The organism is uncultured Campylobacter sp. (assembly GCF_944323605.1).
Taxonomy (GTDB): Bacteria; Campylobacterota; Campylobacteria; order Campylobacterales; family Campylobacteraceae; genus Campylobacter_D.
On record NZ_CALUTC010000014.1, the window covers coordinates 1 to 18,048 of the forward strand.

Sequence of the window (18,048 nt, forward strand, 5' to 3'; positions counted from 1 at the left end):
ATAATATAGCTTCTGATATACTTGAAGATGTTAATAAGAAAAAGTTTTAGGGATTAAACCCTAAAGCTTTTTGGGGTGTGTCTCATTTTATTTAAATAAAATTTAAATAAAATTATCATTTAGTCTAAAATATGCTATTATTAAACGATGAATTTTAGAAAGGAGCTTTAATGCAGTATAGAGTAGAAAAAGATACTATGGGCGAAATAAAGGTGCCTGATGATAAGTATTGGGGAGCACAGACTGAAAGGTCTTTAGAAAATTTTAGAATTGGTATAGAAAAAATGCCAAAGGTATTAATTTATGCTTTTGCAAATCTTAAAAAAGCAGCCGCTATAGTTAATAATAGACTTAAAAATGGTCTTGATGATGAAAGAAAAGACGCTATAGTAAAGGCTTGTGATGAGGTTTTAGCTGGTAAGTTTGATGATAATTTTCCTCTTGCTATATGGCAAACAGGCTCAGGCACACAAAGCAATATGAATGTAAATGAAGTCATAGCAAACCGTGCTACTGAAATACTTGGCAAGGATTTTAGAAAAGAAAAATTCGTGCATCCAAACGATCATGTAAATAGAGGTCAAAGCTCAAATGATACCTTTCCAACAGCTATGAGTGTAGTTGCGGTAGAGCAAGTTGAAAAAAAACTTATACCTGCTATAGATGTGCTTATAGCTACTTTTAAGAAAAAAGTTGAGGAATTTAAGGATATAATAAAAATAGGTCGAACTCATTTGCAAGACGCTACTCCACTCACTTTGGGACAAGAATTTAGCGGTTATTTATCAATGCTTGAGCATTCAAAACAACAAATTTTAGAATCACTGCCTACTTTAAGAGAATTAGCTGTTGGAGGAACAGCTGTTGGGACTGGACTTAACGCACCTTCAAAATTTAGCGATGAGGTAAGTGCCGAGCTTACAAAACTAGTAGGAGTTAAATTTGTAGGTAGCCCTAATAAATTTCACGCTTTAACAAGCCACGATGCTATAACTTTTACTCACGGTGCTATGAAAGGTTTGGCTGCAAATTTGATGAAAATAGCAAATGATATAAGATGGCTTGCAAGTGGTCCTAGATGTGGTATAGGAGAAATTAGCATACCAGAAAATGAGCCAGGAAGCTCTATAATGCCGGGCAAGGTAAATCCTACACAATGCGAAGCAGTTACTATGGTAGCGGTGCAAGTTATGGGAAATGATGCAGCTATAGGTTTTGCAGCTTCACAGGGAAATTTTGAATTAAATGTATTTAAGCCAGTTATTATTTATAATTTCTTGCAAAGCCTTGATCTTTTGGCTGATTCTATGCTTTCTTTCAATGAGCACTGTGCAGTTGGTATAGTAGCAAATAAAGACAAGATAGAATATAATTTGAAAAATTCACTTATGCTAGTAACTGCATTAAATCCTCATATTGGTTATGAAAATGCTGCAAAAATAGCTAAAAACGCTCATAAAAAGGGGACTTCTTTAAAAGAATCCGCTATAGAACTAGGACTTGTTAGCGAGAGCGATTATGATAAATTTGTCGTGCCTGCTAATATGATACATCCTATAGATAAATAAAATCAAAGACTAGGAGCATTCCTAGTCTTTACTCTTTTCCATCAAGCACTGGCACAAACAAACATTCCTCAAGCTCTTCTTGTTTTATGCCATTTTCGTTTTTTGTAAAACGTATTATGAATTGTTTATTTTTTTTAAGCATAGGAGCAACTAAAATTCCTCCATCTGTTAGTTGAGAAAAAAGCTCTTTTGGTTCTTTTTCAAGGTATGCTGAAAATAAAATTCTATCAAAAGGTGCGTATTTTTGCCAACCAAGCTGCCCGTCAGCGTGCATTACAAAAATATTATGCAAATTTAAGGCTTTAAAATTTGCACTCGCTTCATCTACAAGTTTTTCTATACGCTCTATAGTAAAAACTCTTCTTATCACCTTGCTTAGTATGGCTGCTTGATATCCCGAGCCACAGCCTATCTCTAAAACAGAGTCTGCATTTTTAAAATCTAAAGCCATAGTCATCTTTGCTACTGTTAAAGGAGAGCTTATCCACTGCTTTGAAAGCATAGGCATAGCATTAAGGCTATAAGAATGTGCTTTTAGTGGAGAAAAAATTTCTCTTGGTATGGAACAAAAAGCTTTATATAAGGTTTCATCGATTTTTGTATTAGCCGCTATTTCATCAGCCATAGCTTTTAGTCTTTTTTCTTCTATAAAATTCATTCCCAACCTTTCATTTTAAGCAAACGATCTTTCATTTTAGCTAACTTATTTGATAAAAAAACCTCATAATTTCCTTGCTTTTTAAGGTCTAATAGTGATTTGTCAAGTCTTTTAATTTGTTTTTTTGTGTATTTTCTACTTTCTTTAGCACTAGGCTTATGTAATGCTTTGCCATTTTTAAAGAGTTGTATGTGTAAATTTTCAATTACAAAATCTTTATCGTATTCTAGCTTTTCATCCGCCATAAAAATTTTATCATAAAGTGCTATATTTGTTTTTTTATCGTATATTCTAAAAACTTTCTTAAAGTATGGATTTGAAATTTTTTCCGTGCTTTCGCTTATTTTAATTATGGGTTTCAAGCCGTTTTCTTCTTTTGCTACTAGTTTATAAACACAACCTAAAACAGGAGAGCTTTTTGATGTTATGAGTTTTTCGCCAACCCCAAAGGCATCGATTTTAGCACCATTTTCCATAAGTTTTAAAATTTCTTTCTCATCTAAAGAGCCACTTACTACTATTTTGCAGTCTTTTAAACCTTCTTTATCAAGCATATTTCTAGCTTTTTTTGAAAGTTCGCATAAATTTCCTGAATCTATTCTAATGCCGTATTCTTTTAAACTAGCCTTTTTTTCTTTAAAAATTTTTATAGCATTTACAAGCCCACTTTTTAATGCATTATAAGTATCTACTAATAAAATAGCTTTTTGAGGATAAAGTTCGCAATACTTTCTAAAAGCTTCTTCTTCACTGTCAAACATTTGCACCCAAGAATGTGCCATAGTTCCTGAAACGGGAATTTTATATAATTTTGAAGCTAAAGTGCAAGATGTTCCAGCAACACCTCCTATATAAGCAGCCCTTGCTCCACTAAGTGCAGCATCCGCTCCTTGTGCTCTTCTAGCTCCAAATTCTAAAACAGTCTTTCCTTGTGCTGCTCTTACTATCCTGTTTGCTTTTGTAGCGATTAAACTTTGGTGGTTTATGCTAAGCAAGATAAATGTCTCAAGTAGCTGTGCTTGTGAAGCTCTAGCTCTTACTGTTAAAATCGGTTCATTTGCAAATACTATTTCACCTTCTCTTACGCTGTAAATATCTCCGTCAAATTTAAAATTGAGTAGATAATTTAAAAAATTTTCATCAAAAATTTTTTCTTTGCGTAAATAAGCTATATCGCTTTTTTTAAATTTTAAATTTTGTATGTATTCTACTACAGAATTAATTCCGGCAGCTATTACAAAAGAACCGTTATCTGGGACCTTTCTAAAAAAGACATCAAAATAACAAAATTTATCATCGCTTTTAAAATATCCATTACTCATAGTAAATTCATAAAAATCACAAAGCAAGGACAAATTTTTAAGCATTTTTAATCCTAAAAATCATCAAAAGAAATGCTACCCTTTGAGTAGTTTGTAACCTTGCTTTCAAAGAAATTGCTTCTTTGATCGTTAAATTTAGCAAAATCATCTACCCATTTTATAGGATGCTTGACATTGTAAATTCTATCTAAATTTATAGCAACAAGTCTTTGATCTACTAGGTATTTTATATACTGCTCTATTATATCATCAGTAAAGCCCATAATTTGATTTTGTGTGATGTATTTTCCCCATTTTATTTCAAGCTCTCCAGCTTTTTTGAACATATCATAAATTTTATTGATATTTTTCTCATTAAAAAGATCTGGTCTTTCGTTACGAGTTGAATTTATCATATTTTGAAATAAAAGAAGATGTGTTATTTCATCTCTTTGTATAAATCTTATCATTTGTGCAGAACCAAGCATCTTGCCAGCTCTTGCAAGAGCATATATAGCAGTAAAACCGCTATAAAAGTAGATTCCTTCTAAAATTTGGTTTGCAACCATAGCTAATAGCAGTTTATTATCATCAACATCTCCAGCCAATTCCTCATATATGCTTGATATAAAATCATTCTTTTCTCTTAAGGTTTCATCGTATTTTTCCATTTCATAAATTAAATCTGTATTATCGCAAATGGCTTCAACCATTACGGCATAAGATTTTGAATGATTTGCTTCTTCATATGCTTGTCTAGCTAAAACAGCATTTATTTCAGGTGCTGTTATGTATGGGTTTATATTATCTGCTAGGTTGTTTGTTTGAAAGCTATCCATAGATATTAATTGCGACCAAACTAAATCATACATTCTTTTTTCAGCCGCAGTTAAATTTGTTTTGTAGTCAAGAACATCTCTTGTTGTATCTACTTCTTTTGGAAACCAAGTGTTTGCCTCCATTATATCCCATAATTTTAAAGCCCAAGTATATTTTGCTTTTGTGAAATTTAAAATCCCGTGTGGATTACCATTAAAAACTCTTCTGTCGTTTAAATTCTCATCTGAATTTGGATTATAAATTCTTTTTCTATGCATTTTTATAAACTCCTTAAATTTTATGAACTATACAGCTAGAACTAAGCAAATCGTGTATCATCAAGCCATCTTTTCTAAAAAAAGTGCTAAAAAGCCCAATTACAATACCTAAAGAAAGTATAAACAAGATATATCTATAGATTAGCCTTAAAAAGTTAAGCTTTGTGCCACTCTTGCTATCTATTATATAAAGATCATAGGCTTTTAATCCGGGACTTTGTGCTTTTAATGCAAAAAATACCGCTTGTAAAATGCCAAATGAAATGGAACAAATAAAGATAACACCTTGATTTTGTAAAAAAGCCTCTTTTGAACCTAATAAAAAATACGATATGTAAAGTATAGGCACATAGATCAAAAAAATATCAATAACAAAAGCTTTAAATCTATCAAAGCGTGTTGCAATTTTCGCTTTTTGCTTCACTAGTTTCCCCTGGATCCAGGCTTGATAGCCTTGCTGCCTTTCTTGCAAAGAGGGCAATTATCCTCGTCATAAAGCTCAAAGTCAAAATTTGCTAAGGCAAAACAAGGTAAATTTTTTGGTAATTTAGCACTATCTTTAGCCTTAGTATTTAAATTTGTAACCGCACAAAATCCTCGACTCGCTAGGGCTGCAAAACCAAGTATTACTCCTCCAAGACTTTCTATAACTTTTGCACTTTCAAGAGCAGAACCACCTGTTGTTATGATGTCTTCACAGATTAAAAATTTTTCTCCTTTTTTTACCTCAAAACCCCTTCTTAAAGTCATTATAGAATCAACCCTTTCAGTAAATATAAAAGGTTTGTCTAAAGCTCTTGCTAATTCGTATCCAGCTAAAATACCTCCAAGGGCAGGAGAGCAAATTTTATCTACTACTAAACCGTGCTTTTTGATTATTTGTGCTAAATTTTCACATAGTAATTCCGCATTTTTAGGATATTCAAGCACTTTAGCACTTTGCAGATAAAATTCAGAATGTTTTTTAGAACTTAATAAAAAATGTCCTTGCAAGAAGGCGTTGCAAGATTTGTAAAGCTCTTCAATATTCATATTTTTAAAAGCTCGCTTTCTTTGTTTTTTAGCATATCATCTACCTTGCTTATGTAGCTGTCTGTTAGTTTTTGCACCTCATCATAGGCTTTTTTTGCTTCATCTTCTGATATGCTTTTATCTTTTTCTAGTTTTTTTACTCCATCGTTTGCGTCTTTTCTTATATTTCTTATGGCTACCTTAGCTTTTTCGCTCATCGCTTTTGCGTGTTTAACATTTTCTTGCCTTTGTTCGCTTGTCATAGGAGGAAAAAACAGTTTTATCGCCTCTCCGTCATTGTTTGGATTAACGCCTATATTTGCTTGAGCTATGGCACTTTCTATATTTTTTAACATAGTTTTTTCCCACGGACTTATAGATATGGTAGAAGCATCATTTGCAAGAACGGTCGCTACTTGGTTAAGAGGAGTTTGTGTGCCGTAATAATCCACTGTAATATTATCGAGTATATTTATATTTACTTTTCCTGTTCTTAATGTAGAAAAATCTTTTTTAAGATTTTCTAAGCTTTTTTCACTTTGATTTTTTTGTTTTTTGTAAATTCCATCTAACATAATTTCATCCTTATTTGCTTGTATTTGTCTCTATGGCATTAGGCACGGTTGTTACATTAGGTGCTTTTGGTGCTTCAAATTCTTTGCTTGTGTTTTGCTCTATGCTAGGTATCAAAGATGTAGCTTTTTCAGCAACAGAACCAGCATTTGCCCTTGTGTTATAAAGATAACTTAGTGTAACTGTATTTATTATTAGCAATAAGCCAAGTATAAATGTCGTTTTGGCTAAGAAACCTGACGCACCTTTAGCTCCAAATAGACTTTCATTGCTACCGCTATACGCTCCAAGTCCTATGCTAGAGCTTTTTTGTAGTAATACAGCCACACAAATGGCACAAACTAAAATACATTGAAAAACTATAAATAAAGTAGTCATTTATATTTCCTTGTCTATAAACTTAAGAAGTGAATTTTAGCTTAAAAAAGTTGATAAAAGATTGAAAAAATGAATTTTTTATTTATAAAATTAGTTTGGCTCTAAAACTAGAGCCAAATTTTATTCTCTGTTTGTGATACCTAAAATTTGAAGTAAAGAAACAAAAAGATTGTAAAAATCCAAGTAAAGAGCTACCGCACCTTCAACAGGAGTTTCATAGTTTCCTCTTATTATGTTTTGAGTATCGTAAAGTATGTAAAATGAAAACAATATAGCACCTATGCTAGCTATGGCAAGTTGAAGCACAGGGCTATTAAAAAAGAGATTAAACAAGGAAGCACAAATTAATACTATAAGTGCTATAAATAACATTTTACCCATTGTAGTAAAATCTCTTTTTGTATTCATAGCAAAGATACTTAATGCACCAAAAGCAACGGCAGTTAGTGCAAATGCTTGAGCTACTATACTAGCACCTGCTGGCAAAGCTAGAACCGAATACAAAAGAGGTGTCAAGGCTAAACCGGTGCAAAAAGTAAAGGCAAAAAGTAAGATTAAATTTAACGGAGATTCTTTCTTTTTAGCCAATAAAGCAAATAAAAGTATCAATTCTATACCAAATAAAATAAGAACAGGCACTATACCTCTTATATAAGGTGCAAGGGCAGCGATTCCTATATAAGCTCCAGCACTTCCTGCTAATAATGAAGCTGCAAAGAGTTGGTAAGTTTGTTTTATAAATGTGCTTAACGCACTTGTTCCATATCTGCTTTCACTTTGAGATTTGGCATAATCTCTATCATAAAGACTCATTTTATCCTCCAAAATTTTTCTTTTTGTAAAATTTATCCTAAAAAGATAAATAAAAATTAATATAAACATAAAAAAGTTTCAAGTTAAATTTTTGGTATAATGTGATTAAAAATCAGTGGAGTTTTTATGCAAAGCATTGTCAAAAAAGGTGCTGTTAAATTTATGCAAGAAAATTTTAAAGAGCATCAAAGACTTTTTAAGGACCTAAAAGACAAGCAAGACCCACATACTCTTTTTATAGGTTGTTCCGATTCTAGAGTTTTGCCAAATTTAATTACTAATACAGGTCCAGGAGAGCTTTTTGTAGTAAGAAATATAGCAAATATTATACCTCCTTATAGGGTAGGTAGTGATTATTTAGCTACTACTTCTGCTATAGAATATGCTATAAATAAGCTAAGAGTTAAAAATATAATAGTCTGCGGACATAGCAACTGCGGCGGTTGTGAAGCTCTTTATGATGAAGATGAAGAATTTAGCAAAAGCCTTAATGTAAGAAAATGGTTAAGCATTTTAGACAGTATTAAACAAGAGGTTTTAAGTTTAAATGTTGCTAAAAATGATATTGCTATGCGTTCTTGGCTGACTGAAAAGATGAATGTTTTAAACTCACTTGATAACTTGCTTACTTATCCGGGCGTTGAAGAGGCATTTTTAGAAAAAAAATTAGAGCTGCACGCTTGGTATTATATAATAGAAACAGGCGAAATTTATGAATATAGCTTCGATGAGAAAAATTTTATACTTATACAAAGTTAGGATTTTATGAGAATTTTTGTATATTTACTTTTATCATTTTCCTTTTCTTTTTGTTATGAAACAAAGCTTTCAAATTCTATAGAGGATTTTTTGAATATAAATTATAAGCTAAATGAATATAATATAAAAAGCGATAATAATGATTCTATTTTTAGCGATGAAAAAAAACAGCTAAAAAGTGCCAAGCAAGATATATTAGCTTCTTTGCCGTCTTTGATAGCTATGCAAAAAGATGAAAATATAAGTAGTGAAATTAAGACCCAAAAAGATTTGCTTTTATCTCAAGAAAATAAAGATATTTCTGCTAGTTCTAAGGTTTTGCTAGAGCTTAAATTAGCGTCTTTAAACCTTGATTATAATTTTTATGAAACAGTTTTTGCTCTAAAAAAACTCTTTTTACAAAACGCTAGTTATAAAGAGATGAAAGATTTACTTGAAAGAGCTATCTTATCAAATAATGTTGATTTAAGTATTTATAAGGATTTACAGGCTAATTTAAATTTTGATGTAGATAAACAAAGCAAATACTTAAATAATAAAATAAATTCCTACGATGAAATTCTTAGCTTTTTAAGAGATAATGCCCATTCTTTTGAAAACAATTTGCTTTTTTCTAGCTTAAAATTAGATAGCATAATATCATACATAAATTCATTTTTTTCATTTAGCTATGTAAATATTGGAAAAATAGTTTTATGTGTATTGGTTTTGATATTTTTTGATGTGCTTAAACATATCTTACCAAATGCAATTTATTTCATCTTGCTACAAATTTTTTTCAAAAACAAGCTAATAAACAAAGAAAAACAAGCAGAATTAAAAGAAATTTTTGTAAATAAAAACAAAAAGATTGTAAGGCTCATTTTATTTGTGTATTCTCTTGGAATTTGTGTAAATATAGTGTATTATCCTGCACCTATAAATCTTGATTTAAGCTCTGTATTCTACATAACATATATAATTCTTTTTACTTGGCTTACTTTAGGATTGCTAGATAGTTACGGTATAATACTTCTTGCCAAGTTGGCTAAAAAAAGCGGTAAAAAAGAAGTTGCAAATTTGATAATTAAAATACTGTATTTTTTTATCATCATAGTTGCTACACTTTTTATTTTGGCAAAGCTAGGTTTTAATGTTTCAGCTATTATAGCATCACTTGGTATAGGTGGTTTAGCTGTTGCTTTGGCAGCTAAGGACATAATAGCAAATTTCTTTTCTTCTTTGATGCTTTCTTTTGATGATAGTTTTAATCAAGGAGATTGGGTTAAAATAGCAGATGTTGAGGGGACTATAGTTGAAACCGGTCTTAGAAAGACTAGCATTAGAACTTTTGACAATTCTTTAGTATTTTTACCAAATTCAGTTATATTAAATTCAAACATAAGAAATTATAGCAAACGAAAAATGGGCAGACAGGTAAAAATTTCATTGGGTCTTACTTATGATTCTAGCTCAAAGCAGCTTGAAGACTGTGCCAATGATTTAAGGGCTTATTTGCGAAATAGCCCACTTGTCGCACAAAGAGATGATAGTGCTATTAAATATGGGGATTACCGCTCAAAATATAGGCAAAATTTTGTATCTATAGACGATTTGGAGGGTTATAAAAATTCCTTTTATGTGTATTTAAGTGAATTCAAAGATAGCTCCATAAATATAGAACTTGATTTTTATATAAAAGCTGTAGATAAAGAAAGCTTTGTAAAGGCAAGAGAAAAAATAATGCTTGATATAATGGCTATAGTAGAGAAAAACAAGCTTAACTTCGCTTTTCCTAGCTTAAGTCTTTATATGGAAAAGCAAAGTTAAATATCTTAGTAAGCCATTTTGTGGCATTTTACCTCTATTTTTGTAGCTCTTGGAGGCATTGCTGTTGTTGGAGTTTGATTCATAGTATTTGGATAGTATGCTTCCACTTCAACATGTCTTCCAACCTTTAAGTCGTAGAAATCTCCGTCCTCAAAAATATTATCCATTCCAAACCAGCCACAATCATCAAGCTCTATTCTTGTGCTTGGCAACACTTTTATCTCCATAGGTCCTTGATAAATCGTTTCTATTACTATGCTTTTTGAATCATCTTTAACCTCAAGTATAGGTCCTTGTAAAAATCCATCAGCCATAGCAGATACGGACATAGCAGTTAAAAAACCTAAAGATAATGCTGTTTTTTTGATTAAATTTTTCATTTGGAAAACTCCTTGATTTATTTTTAAGGAAGTATAAGCTAAAGAAGTGAAGTAAAAGTGAATTTATTTGCTTTTTATATTTTTTTTTTTTCTATAATTGCAGAAATATTCTTTTAAAAGGGTTTGTATGCTTTTGTTTGCTAGATTTTTGTTGGTATCATTTTTTGTATTATTTACATTATCTTGTTCTTCTGATCCTACTTCTTTAGAAAATGGGCTTAGAGCTAAAACTAGTGGAGAGCTTGGCTATAATAAAGATGTATTTATAGAATTTGAAGATAAAATTTTAAGCGATGAAGATAGAAAAAATTTTTTAGATGTAAAAATAAATGGTGATAGCAAAGAAGTTGAAGCTAGATACGAAGGCAATACTGTTTTTATAAGCAATGAATTTAAGCCAAATTCACAAATAAATATGAAGCTTAATATAGCAAAAAAAGATATACAACTTAATTTCAAAACACCAAAACTATCATACAAGATACTTAATACAGATTTCATACCAACAGATAAAAAAGGTTTTGTAGCCTTTAGCATAACCTTAAGCAAAAGTTCAAATTTAGACTTTGACTATGTAAATGGTATTTCTTTGTATTTAGACGGCAAGGTATTTAAAATAATCAAAAAAATAGGCACAAAAGAGAGGATAAAGCTAATTAGCCAAGAAATAGAACTTACAGACGAGGCTAGAACAGTTGAAGTAAAATTCCTTTCAAAACATCTAGGCTCTGATAAAGATGAAACATTAACTTATACTACACCTTATAATAAAACAGATTTGCAAATCATAAACTCAAGCACTAGTGAAAGGCTTATAAGTATAGATTTCTCAGCTACATTAGATGAGAAACAAAATCTTAAAGATTTTGTAAGTATAAGTCCAGCAATAGATTTTAGAGCGGTAGCAGTAGGCAATCAATTAAGGCTTAGTGCAAATTTTGACAGAACTTTAAAATACACCGTTTCTATAATGCAAGGCTTAAGCTCAAAAGACGGTTTAAAAACATCTAAAAAACTAGAACAAAGCATATCTTTTAGCGATTTAGAGCCGGGTTTGTCCTTTGCAAATAGTGGAGTATTCTTGCCATCAAGTGCAGATAGAAAGATAGCCTTTAAAAGTAGAAACATACGCAAGGTAAAACTAACCGTGCATCAAATTTATACAAATAATTTAAGCGAATATTTAAGATATAAAAATTTTGAAAAGGGCATAGATACCTCTTCTGATTCTGTTTTAAATACACATTATGATGAATACGCAGATAATAATTTTGAATATGTAAGTTCAAAAATCTTAGAAAAAGAATTTGATATAGATTTTAAGAAAAATGAGTGGGTTTTAAATGAAATAAAACTTGACGGTTTAAAGGATTTAAGCGGTGTTTTTGCGGTTAGTTTAGAAAGCGATGAAGATTCTATAGAATACGAATTTGATGAAGATTATAAAAAATACAGATTTTTAGAAAATAGCAAAATTAGTAAAAATATAATCTTTTCAAATATGGCTATCATAGCACAAGCTATAAATGATAAAATTTATATAAATGTTAGAGATTATACGAGTAAAGACGCTCTTGCAAATGTAAAAATATCCGTTGTAGATAAGCAAAATCAAATCCTAGCACAAGCAAACACTGATAGCAATGGAGATGTTGTCGTTAGCACAAATACAGACAAAGCACTTCTTGTCATAGCTTCTAATGAAAAAGAAGCGAGCGTGTTAAGATTAAGCGATCCTGTGAATTTAGACGGCTTTGATGTTGCCGGCATACAAAATCCAGGCTCTTTAAAAGCATTTATTTATACTGATAGAGGTGTTTATAGACCCGGAGATAACATACACTTAACAGTCGTTGCCTTAAATGAAAACGAGCATTTAAAACACCCTATAATCCTTAGTTTAAGCGATTCTAAGTCTGTTAAAATTTTAGACGATGTTAAGATAAATCCTAGTTCAGATTATATGTTTTATCACGAAATAAAACTTGACTCAAATGCCCCAACAGGCATTTATAAGGCACAGTTTAAGATAGGTTCTAGCGAATTTTATAAAGATATTTTAGTTCATACCGTCGCACCAAATAGACTAAAAGTTAATTTCTCAAATATCTATATGCAAGATGATAACTTAAACTATGATTTAAATTCCACCTATCTTTTTGGAGCCCCAAGCACTAATTTGAAATTTAAAACATCCGTTAGATTTTCTGTTAATAATTTTACTAATTCCAAGTATAAAGATTATATATTTTCCGATAAAAGCATCTTGCTTTATTCATACCTTGATAATCATACTTCAAATTTAAATGAAAATGGCTTTGCTAATTCTTCTTTTTCTTTGCCTACATACATTAAAAATGCATTAGGGACAAATTTTAAAGCTTCTTTAAGTGCTGAAGTATTTGAAAGCGGTGGTCAAAGCACGGTTGCTGTGGCTGATGATGTTGATATAATCAAGACTAATTTTTTTGTTGGACTTAAAAAGCTAAAAAATTCTTACGTAAAATCTGGCACAAAGCTAGATTTTCAAGCTATAGTTTCTGGACTTGATGAAAACTTAATAGCTGATAGAAAATTACTTTACAAGATTTATAAGGTAGATTATTCTTGGTGGTGGGATTATGATAATTTTGAATCTTTTCTGCGTTCATCAAAAAGAGATTCTAGCTCTACCTTGGTTGATGAGGGTTATGTAAAAAGCGGTAAAAATCCTGTTAATATAAGCTTTGATACCGGTGCTAACTACGGTAATATGTATATATTAGTTTATGATGAGGAAAAGCCTAACGTCAGGGCTATGCAAAGCTTTTATGTTAGCTCTTTTGGTGAGCCAAGTAAGGCAGATATTGTTTCTTCATTGCAGATGAAAAGTGATAAAAAAGAGTATTCGGTCAATGATACAGCACTTATCGAGTTTGAAAGCGTTAAGGACGCTAAAGCTTTGATTACTGTTAGCAATGATAGGGATATATTGCAAAATTTTGTTCTAGATACCAAAGATAAAAGCACTAGTTTTGAGTTAAAGCTTGATAAGACTTATGCACCAAATGTATATGTGAGTGTAAATTTGATACAAAATTATAATTCTTTAGAAAACGATAAAGCTTTAAAACTCTTTGGTGTTATTCCTATAATGGTAAATGATTCTAGCACAAAGCTTGATTTGAGTTTGAAAACTCCAGAAAAAATACTGCCAAATACTGATTTTGAAATTGAAATTTCAAGTAAGCAAAAAAAAGAATACGCATACACAGTAGCTATTGTAGATGAAGGCTTACTTTCACTTACAGATTTTAAAAGCCCAGATATTTGGGGATATTTTTATGCTAAAACGGGCTTTAAACTCAAAGTTTTTGACACTTACGATAAGATAATATCAAAGCTAGATGAAAAGGTCAGTGCAGTTTTTAGCACAGGCGGAGATAAAGAACTAAGAGTTGATAAAAACAAAGATGATGAAGCACAACGTTTTAAACCTGTAGTGCTATTTAACGCACCTGCTAAAAGCGATAAAAATGGCTACGCTAAACTCAAGTTTAAAATGCCTTCTTATATGGGCGAGGTTAGAGTTATGGTAGTTGCTTCAGCAAAGGATTCTTTTGGAAGTGTTAGCAAAAATGTAAAAGTATCAGCCCCTGTTGTTTTACTAGAAACAGTTCCAAGAGTGCTTAGAATGGGCGATGAATTTAAGTTATTAAGTCAAATTTTTAAGACAGAAGACGGTGTTAAAAACGCTAGTTTAAGCCTAAGGTCTAAAAATAAGCTAATAGATTTTGAAAGATCTAGCATAAAGGTTGATTTTGACAATGCTCAAAATAAAGATGTAGTTTTTAATGCAAAGGTAAAAGATGATTTGGTAGGCAAAGACGAGATAGAATTTGAATTAAGATCTGGTTCTTACACATACAAAAATAGCATAGAAATAGACATAAAACCTCTAAATGCCTATACATACGAAAGAAAAAGCTATGCATTAAAAGCCGGTGAAAAAATGGATTTTATCATAGATGATTCTTTTGTTAGAAGCGATGTAAAGGCTACTATAAAGCTTTCATCTAGTCCTATTATAAATTTAGAGTCTAGATTAAAGTATTTATTATCTTATCCTTACGGTTGTATAGAACAAACTACTTCTGCTGTTTTACCGCAACTTTATATAGATAGATTTTCTAAAAAAGCACCTAAACAAAAAGCTATAAACAATATAAATGCAGCCCTTGAAAGATATACTAAATTTCAAACGGCTGACGGAGGCTTTGCTTACTGGCAGGGTGGCAAGTCTTCTCATCTTTTTGGAAGTGCTTATGCTGGTATGTTTTTGCTTTTAGCAAAAGATGCTGGTTACAATGTAAATGAAAATATGCTAAAAAGGTGGATTTCTTATCAAAAGAATTTTGTAAGCTCTAACACTAGCAATTTAGACAACAATGCCTTATACCACATAAATTTACAGGCTTATTCTTTGTATCTTTTAGCCTTAGCAAAAGAGCCAAATATCAGTGCTATGAATATGCTTTACGAAAAAAGAAAAGACTTAAGCACAGAATCCCAGTGGTTATTAGCAGCGGCTTATAAATTAGCAGGTATTGATGATATAGCCTTAAAAATTGCCTCAAGTATATCTGTAAATAAAGATTCAGACGATATTTTTAACAGATACAGTTTTGGTTCAACAACAAGACAAAATGCTATGATAGCAGAAGCTTACAGGCAAATTTATGGCAAAAATAACGAAAATTTAGTAAAAGCATTAAGCGATAGCCTAAATTCAAACAATTATCTTTCAACTCAAAGTGCGGGTTACGCTCTTTTCGCACTTGCTAAGGCTTATGATTTAAGCAAAGAGGCTAAAAACGCAAATATGGACGCATTGCTAAAGATAAATGAGCAAAATATAAGGCTTGATTCTAGCGATGAGTTAAGTTTTGAATTTGAAAAAGGTAAGGCAAGTGTAGATACTAATAATCCTATGTTTGTGGATTTTAGTGTAGAGGGCGTTAAAAAAGAGATAGCAAAGCCTTATAAAAATAATTTAGAAGTGAAAAGAGAATTTTACGATGAATTTGGCAATCTACTCTCAACAAACGAATTCACAAGCTCTGACACTATATTTTTAAAGCTTACTGTATCTATGAATTCTAATGTTAGCTCTAGTCTTTCAAATGTAGCCTTAGTCCAGCTTTTACCAAGCGGTTTTGAAGTAGCAAATGAGCTTTTAGCAAAAAACACCTCAAAAATCAAATCAAGCAATCCGCAAAATACCAATTTCCTAGACTTTGTGGATATTAGAGATGATAAGATTATGTGGTTTTTTAATATATATAGGGCAAATCAACCATATTCTCTTTACATAAAACTAAATGCTGTAAGTCCGGGCAAATTTACTATGCCAGGAGCTTATGTAGAGGCTATGTATGATAATAATTTTCAAGCCTTAGGCGAGGCACAAAGCATAATAGTAAATGAAAGATAAGCTCATAAAAGCTCTTTTGTGCGTATTTGCTTTAGGGCTTTTTTATGCGTTATTTGTGTTTTTTGCTTTCGATAAGAATGAATTTCTAAGTAGTTTCGAGCAAAGATATAGTAGAGTTTTATATGATAAAAATAAAAACATACTTTCTGCCTTTATAAACAAAGATGAACAGTGGCACTTAAGAAGTGATGATATTTCTGAACGCTTAAAAATAGCTGTCATCAACTACGAGGATAAAAATTTTTACTCACATTTTGGAGTTGATTTTTTAGCATTTTTAAGAGCCTTAAAAGATAATCTTACAAGAGAAAAAAGAAGCGGTGCTAGCACTATTTCTATGCAGCTCATAAAATTAAATGAAAAAAATGAAAGGACATATTTTAACAAAATAAATGAGATTATTAAGGCTTTTGCTCTTGAAAGCTCTTTATCTAAAGATGAAATTTTAAATCTTTATCTAAACAATGCACCGTATGGAGGAAATTTAGTAGGATTTGCCTCTGCTATTAGGTTTTATTTTGATAAAAATCCTAAGGATTTATCTTGGAGCGAGGCTGCAGTTTTAGCTGTCTTGCCAAACAATCCATCTCTTATAAATTTAGAAAAAAACAAAGATAAGCTTTTGAAAAAAAGAAATGCCTTGCTTGAAAAATTGTTTCAAAAAGGACATATTAGCGATGATATTTATAAGCTTTCTCTTTTAGAGCCCTTGCCTAAATTTTATCCTAGAAGAAATTTAGCCCCTCATCTTGCGCAACATTTATTAAACGATTCTAAAAAAGAGCTTGTTTCAAGCATAGATAAAAATTTGCAGATTAAATTTGAAAAAAAGGCTAAGCAGTATTCAAGTTATTTGCAAAAACTTGGCATTCAAAATCTAGCTATTTTATTGCTTGATACAAAACGATATAAAGCCTTAGTTTATATTGGTTCGCAGGATTTTTACGATGAAAATTTAGGGCAGATAAATGGCGTACTAGCAAAAAGAAGTGCTGGTTCTACCTTAAAGCCATTTTTATACGCTTTAGCCATAGATGAAGGTTTGATAGCTCCAAATTCTTTGTTGCTTGATGTGCCGACGTTTTTTTCAAATTTTTTTCCTCAAAATGCAAATAAAAAATACTACGGGCTTATTTCGGCAAAGGAAAGTTTGCAAAGATCTTTAAATGTGCCTTTTGTATCTTTATTAAGAGATTATGGTTATGAAAAATTTTTTTATAAAATGAAAGACTTTTTAGCTTATGAAGACGAGGATTATGAAAGATATGGGCTTTCTTTCATTTTAGGCACAAAAGAATTTAGCTTAGAAGAGCTTAGTAAGCTTTATTTGGCACTAGGAAACTATGGGCTTTTAGGCGAAATTTCATATATAGAAGATGAGCCTATGCCAGAAAGAAGGCAAATTTTTTCTAAAGCTTCAGCATATCTTAGTTTAGATGCTTTAAAATCTTTACAAAGAGTAGGGCTTGAAAATTATAATAAAATAGATAAGATTGTATCTTGGAAAACAGGCACTAGCTACGGTAGAAAAGATGCCTTAGCTATAGGAACTACACCAAAATACACTCTTGGAGTTTGGGTTGGTAATTTCACAGGCGAAGCAAATGCAAATTTATACGGCGTAAGCATAGCTGGAGATTTGTTTTTTGAGCTTTTATCTTTACTTGATGATGTAAATTTGGATTTTAAAGCTAGTGATGATTTAATAAACATAAAGCTAGATAGCCTTACTAGATACAGGTTTGATGATTCTTATAATGGTTTTAATATAGACTACACTTACGATTTATATCCCGCTTCAGCAAAGGTTTTAAGGACTTCTCCATTTTTAAAAAAAATTTATGAGTATGAAGGAAAAATCGTTGATTCTTTAGATACAAATTTCAAGGACGCAAAGGCAAAATTTATCTTAGATTTACCAGCAAATGCTCAAACTTTTTTTCAAAAGGAAAAAATTTTTATGCCCCAAAGTAAAAAGTTAAAAATTTTATATCCTCAAAATGCTTTAAATCTTATATTATCTAGAAATTTAGACGGGAAAAAGAGTTTTGTGATTAGACTTGCAAGCTCAAATGATGAGAATCTTTTTTATTATCTTAACGAAAAGCTTATATATAGCGGTAAGAGCAAGGAATTAGAGCTTGATTTAAATGCAGGTGCTTACACGCTTTTTGTTATCAATGAAAGCGGAGATAGCGATGAGGTAAGCTTTAGCATAAAAAGATAGA

14 protein-coding genes are annotated in these 18,048 nt (G+C 31.2%); 5 read left to right on the forward strand and 9 right to left on the reverse strand.

Going from position 1 to position 18,048, the window contains the following annotated elements; all coding sequences use genetic code 11:
• Window positions 1–170 precede the first annotated feature (170 nt).
• Window positions 171–1,568 carry a class II fumarate hydratase gene (fumC, locus tag Q0J35_RS07555; protein WP_297195082.1) on the forward strand — a complete coding sequence of 466 codons (1,398 nt, stop codon included), beginning with the start codon at window positions 171–173 and terminating at the stop codon, window positions 1,566–1,568.
• A gap of 28 nt (window positions 1,569–1,596) precedes the next feature.
• Here fumC and Q0J35_RS07560 read toward each other — a convergent pair whose 3' ends face one another.
• From Q0J35_RS07560 to Q0J35_RS07595, 8 genes are all read right to left on the reverse strand, one after another.
• Window positions 1,597–2,226 carry a protein-L-isoaspartate(D-aspartate) O-methyltransferase gene (locus Q0J35_RS07560; protein ID WP_297195084.1) on the reverse strand — a complete coding sequence of 210 codons (630 nt, stop codon included), beginning with the start codon at window positions 2,224–2,226 and terminating at the stop codon, window positions 1,597–1,599.
• Complete coding sequence (locus Q0J35_RS07565; protein WP_297195086.1) at window positions 2,223–3,593, reverse strand: nicotinate phosphoribosyltransferase; 1,371 nt, start codon at window positions 3,591–3,593, stop codon at window positions 2,223–2,225. The genes Q0J35_RS07560 and Q0J35_RS07565 overlap by 4 nt, the downstream gene beginning before the upstream one ends.
• 8 nt (window positions 3,594–3,601) lie before the next feature.
• Window positions 3,602–4,624, reverse strand: a complete 1,023-nt coding sequence (locus tag Q0J35_RS07570) for a ribonucleotide-diphosphate reductase subunit beta (RefSeq protein ID WP_297195088.1) — start codon at window positions 4,622–4,624, stop codon at window positions 3,602–3,604.
• A 13-nt stretch (window positions 4,625–4,637) separates the two neighbouring features.
• Window positions 4,638–5,048 (reverse strand): RDD family protein, encoded by a 411-nt coding sequence (locus tag Q0J35_RS07575; RefSeq protein ID WP_297195091.1) that lies wholly within the window; start codon window positions 5,046–5,048, stop codon window positions 4,638–4,640.
• Window positions 5,048–5,656: an orotate phosphoribosyltransferase gene (pyrE, locus tag Q0J35_RS07580; RefSeq protein ID WP_297195093.1), complete on the reverse strand. Its 609-nt coding sequence runs from the start codon at window positions 5,654–5,656 to the stop codon at window positions 5,048–5,050. The genes Q0J35_RS07575 and pyrE overlap by 1 nt, the downstream gene beginning before the upstream one ends.
• The gene (gene frr / locus Q0J35_RS07585) at window positions 5,653–6,210 is read right to left on the reverse strand and encodes a ribosome recycling factor (protein ID WP_297195095.1); all 558 of its coding nucleotides are present in this window, start codon (window positions 6,208–6,210) and stop codon (window positions 5,653–5,655) included. The genes pyrE and frr overlap by 4 nt, the downstream gene beginning before the upstream one ends.
• A gap of 10 nt (window positions 6,211–6,220) precedes the next feature.
• Window positions 6,221–6,586, reverse strand: coding sequence for a preprotein translocase subunit SecG (secG, locus tag Q0J35_RS07590; RefSeq protein ID WP_297195097.1), 366 nt, complete (start codon window positions 6,584–6,586; stop codon window positions 6,221–6,223).
• A 120-nt stretch (window positions 6,587–6,706) separates the two neighbouring features.
• Window positions 6,707–7,399, reverse strand: a complete 693-nt coding sequence (locus Q0J35_RS07595) for a Bax inhibitor-1/YccA family protein (protein WP_297195099.1) — start codon at window positions 7,397–7,399, stop codon at window positions 6,707–6,709.
• 126 nt (window positions 7,400–7,525) lie between these two features.
• Here Q0J35_RS07595 and Q0J35_RS07600 point away from each other — a divergent pair, with 126 nt between their 5' ends.
• Window positions 7,526–8,158 (forward strand): carbonic anhydrase, encoded by a 633-nt coding sequence (locus tag Q0J35_RS07600; RefSeq protein WP_297195101.1) that lies wholly within the window; start codon window positions 7,526–7,528, stop codon window positions 8,156–8,158.
• A 6-nt stretch (window positions 8,159–8,164) separates the two neighbouring features.
• Window positions 8,165–9,967, forward strand: a complete 1,803-nt coding sequence (locus Q0J35_RS07605; RefSeq protein ID WP_297195103.1) for a mechanosensitive ion channel domain-containing protein — start codon at window positions 8,165–8,167, stop codon at window positions 9,965–9,967.
• Between the two features lie 5 nt (window positions 9,968–9,972).
• On the opposite strand, the gene Q0J35_RS07610 is transcribed toward Q0J35_RS07605, so the two are convergent.
• Window positions 9,973–10,347, reverse strand: coding sequence for a hypothetical protein (locus Q0J35_RS07610; protein WP_297195105.1), 375 nt, complete (start codon window positions 10,345–10,347; stop codon window positions 9,973–9,975).
• 127 nt (window positions 10,348–10,474) lie between these two features.
• Here Q0J35_RS07610 and Q0J35_RS07615 point away from each other — a divergent pair, with 127 nt between their 5' ends.
• On the forward strand, window positions 10,475–15,820 hold the full coding sequence (locus tag Q0J35_RS07615; protein ID WP_297195107.1) for an MG2 domain-containing protein: 5,346 nt from the start codon (window positions 10,475–10,477) through the stop codon (window positions 15,818–15,820).
• Entirely contained in the window at window positions 15,810–18,047 is a 2,238-nt protein-coding gene (gene pbpC, locus Q0J35_RS07620) for a penicillin-binding protein 1C (RefSeq protein ID WP_297195109.1), read from the forward strand. The genes Q0J35_RS07615 and pbpC overlap by 11 nt, the downstream gene beginning before the upstream one ends.
• Window position 18,048 lies beyond the last annotated feature (1 nt).

Excerpts from the sequence above, each read along its gene's own strand:
- fumC (WP_297195082.1), top strand. The coding sequence starts at position 171 with ATGCAGTATAGAGTAGAAAAAGATACTATGGGCGAAATAAAGGTGCCT.
- Q0J35_RS07560 (WP_297195084.1), bottom strand. The coding sequence starts at position 2,226 with ATGAATTTTATAGAAGAAAAAAGACTAAAAGCTATGGCTGATGAAATA.
- Q0J35_RS07565 (WP_297195086.1), bottom strand. The coding sequence starts at position 3,593 with ATGCTTAAAAATTTGTCCTTGCTTTGTGATTTTTATGAATTTACTATG.
- Q0J35_RS07570 (WP_297195088.1), bottom strand. The coding sequence starts at position 4,624 with ATGCATAGAAAAAGAATTTATAATCCAAATTCAGATGAGAATTTAAAC.
- pyrE (WP_297195093.1), bottom strand. The coding sequence starts at position 5,656 with ATGAATATTGAAGAGCTTTACAAATCTTGCAACGCCTTCTTGCAAGGA.
- frr (WP_297195095.1), bottom strand. The coding sequence starts at position 6,210 with ATGTTAGATGGAATTTACAAAAAACAAAAAAATCAAAGTGAAAAAAGC.
- secG (WP_297195097.1), bottom strand. The coding sequence starts at position 6,586 with ATGACTACTTTATTTATAGTTTTTCAATGTATTTTAGTTTGTGCCATT.
- Q0J35_RS07595 (WP_297195099.1), bottom strand. The coding sequence starts at position 7,399 with ATGAGTCTTTATGATAGAGATTATGCCAAATCTCAAAGTGAAAGCAGA.
- Q0J35_RS07600 (WP_297195101.1), top strand. The coding sequence starts at position 7,526 with ATGCAAAGCATTGTCAAAAAAGGTGCTGTTAAATTTATGCAAGAAAAT.
- Q0J35_RS07605 (WP_297195103.1), top strand. The coding sequence starts at position 8,165 with ATGAGAATTTTTGTATATTTACTTTTATCATTTTCCTTTTCTTTTTGT.
- Q0J35_RS07610 (WP_297195105.1), bottom strand. The coding sequence starts at position 10,347 with ATGAAAAATTTAATCAAAAAAACAGCATTATCTTTAGGTTTTTTAACT.
- Q0J35_RS07615 (WP_297195107.1), top strand. The coding sequence starts at position 10,475 with ATGCTTTTGTTTGCTAGATTTTTGTTGGTATCATTTTTTGTATTATTT.
- pbpC (WP_297195109.1), top strand. The coding sequence starts at position 15,810 with ATGAAAGATAAGCTCATAAAAGCTCTTTTGTGCGTATTTGCTTTAGGG.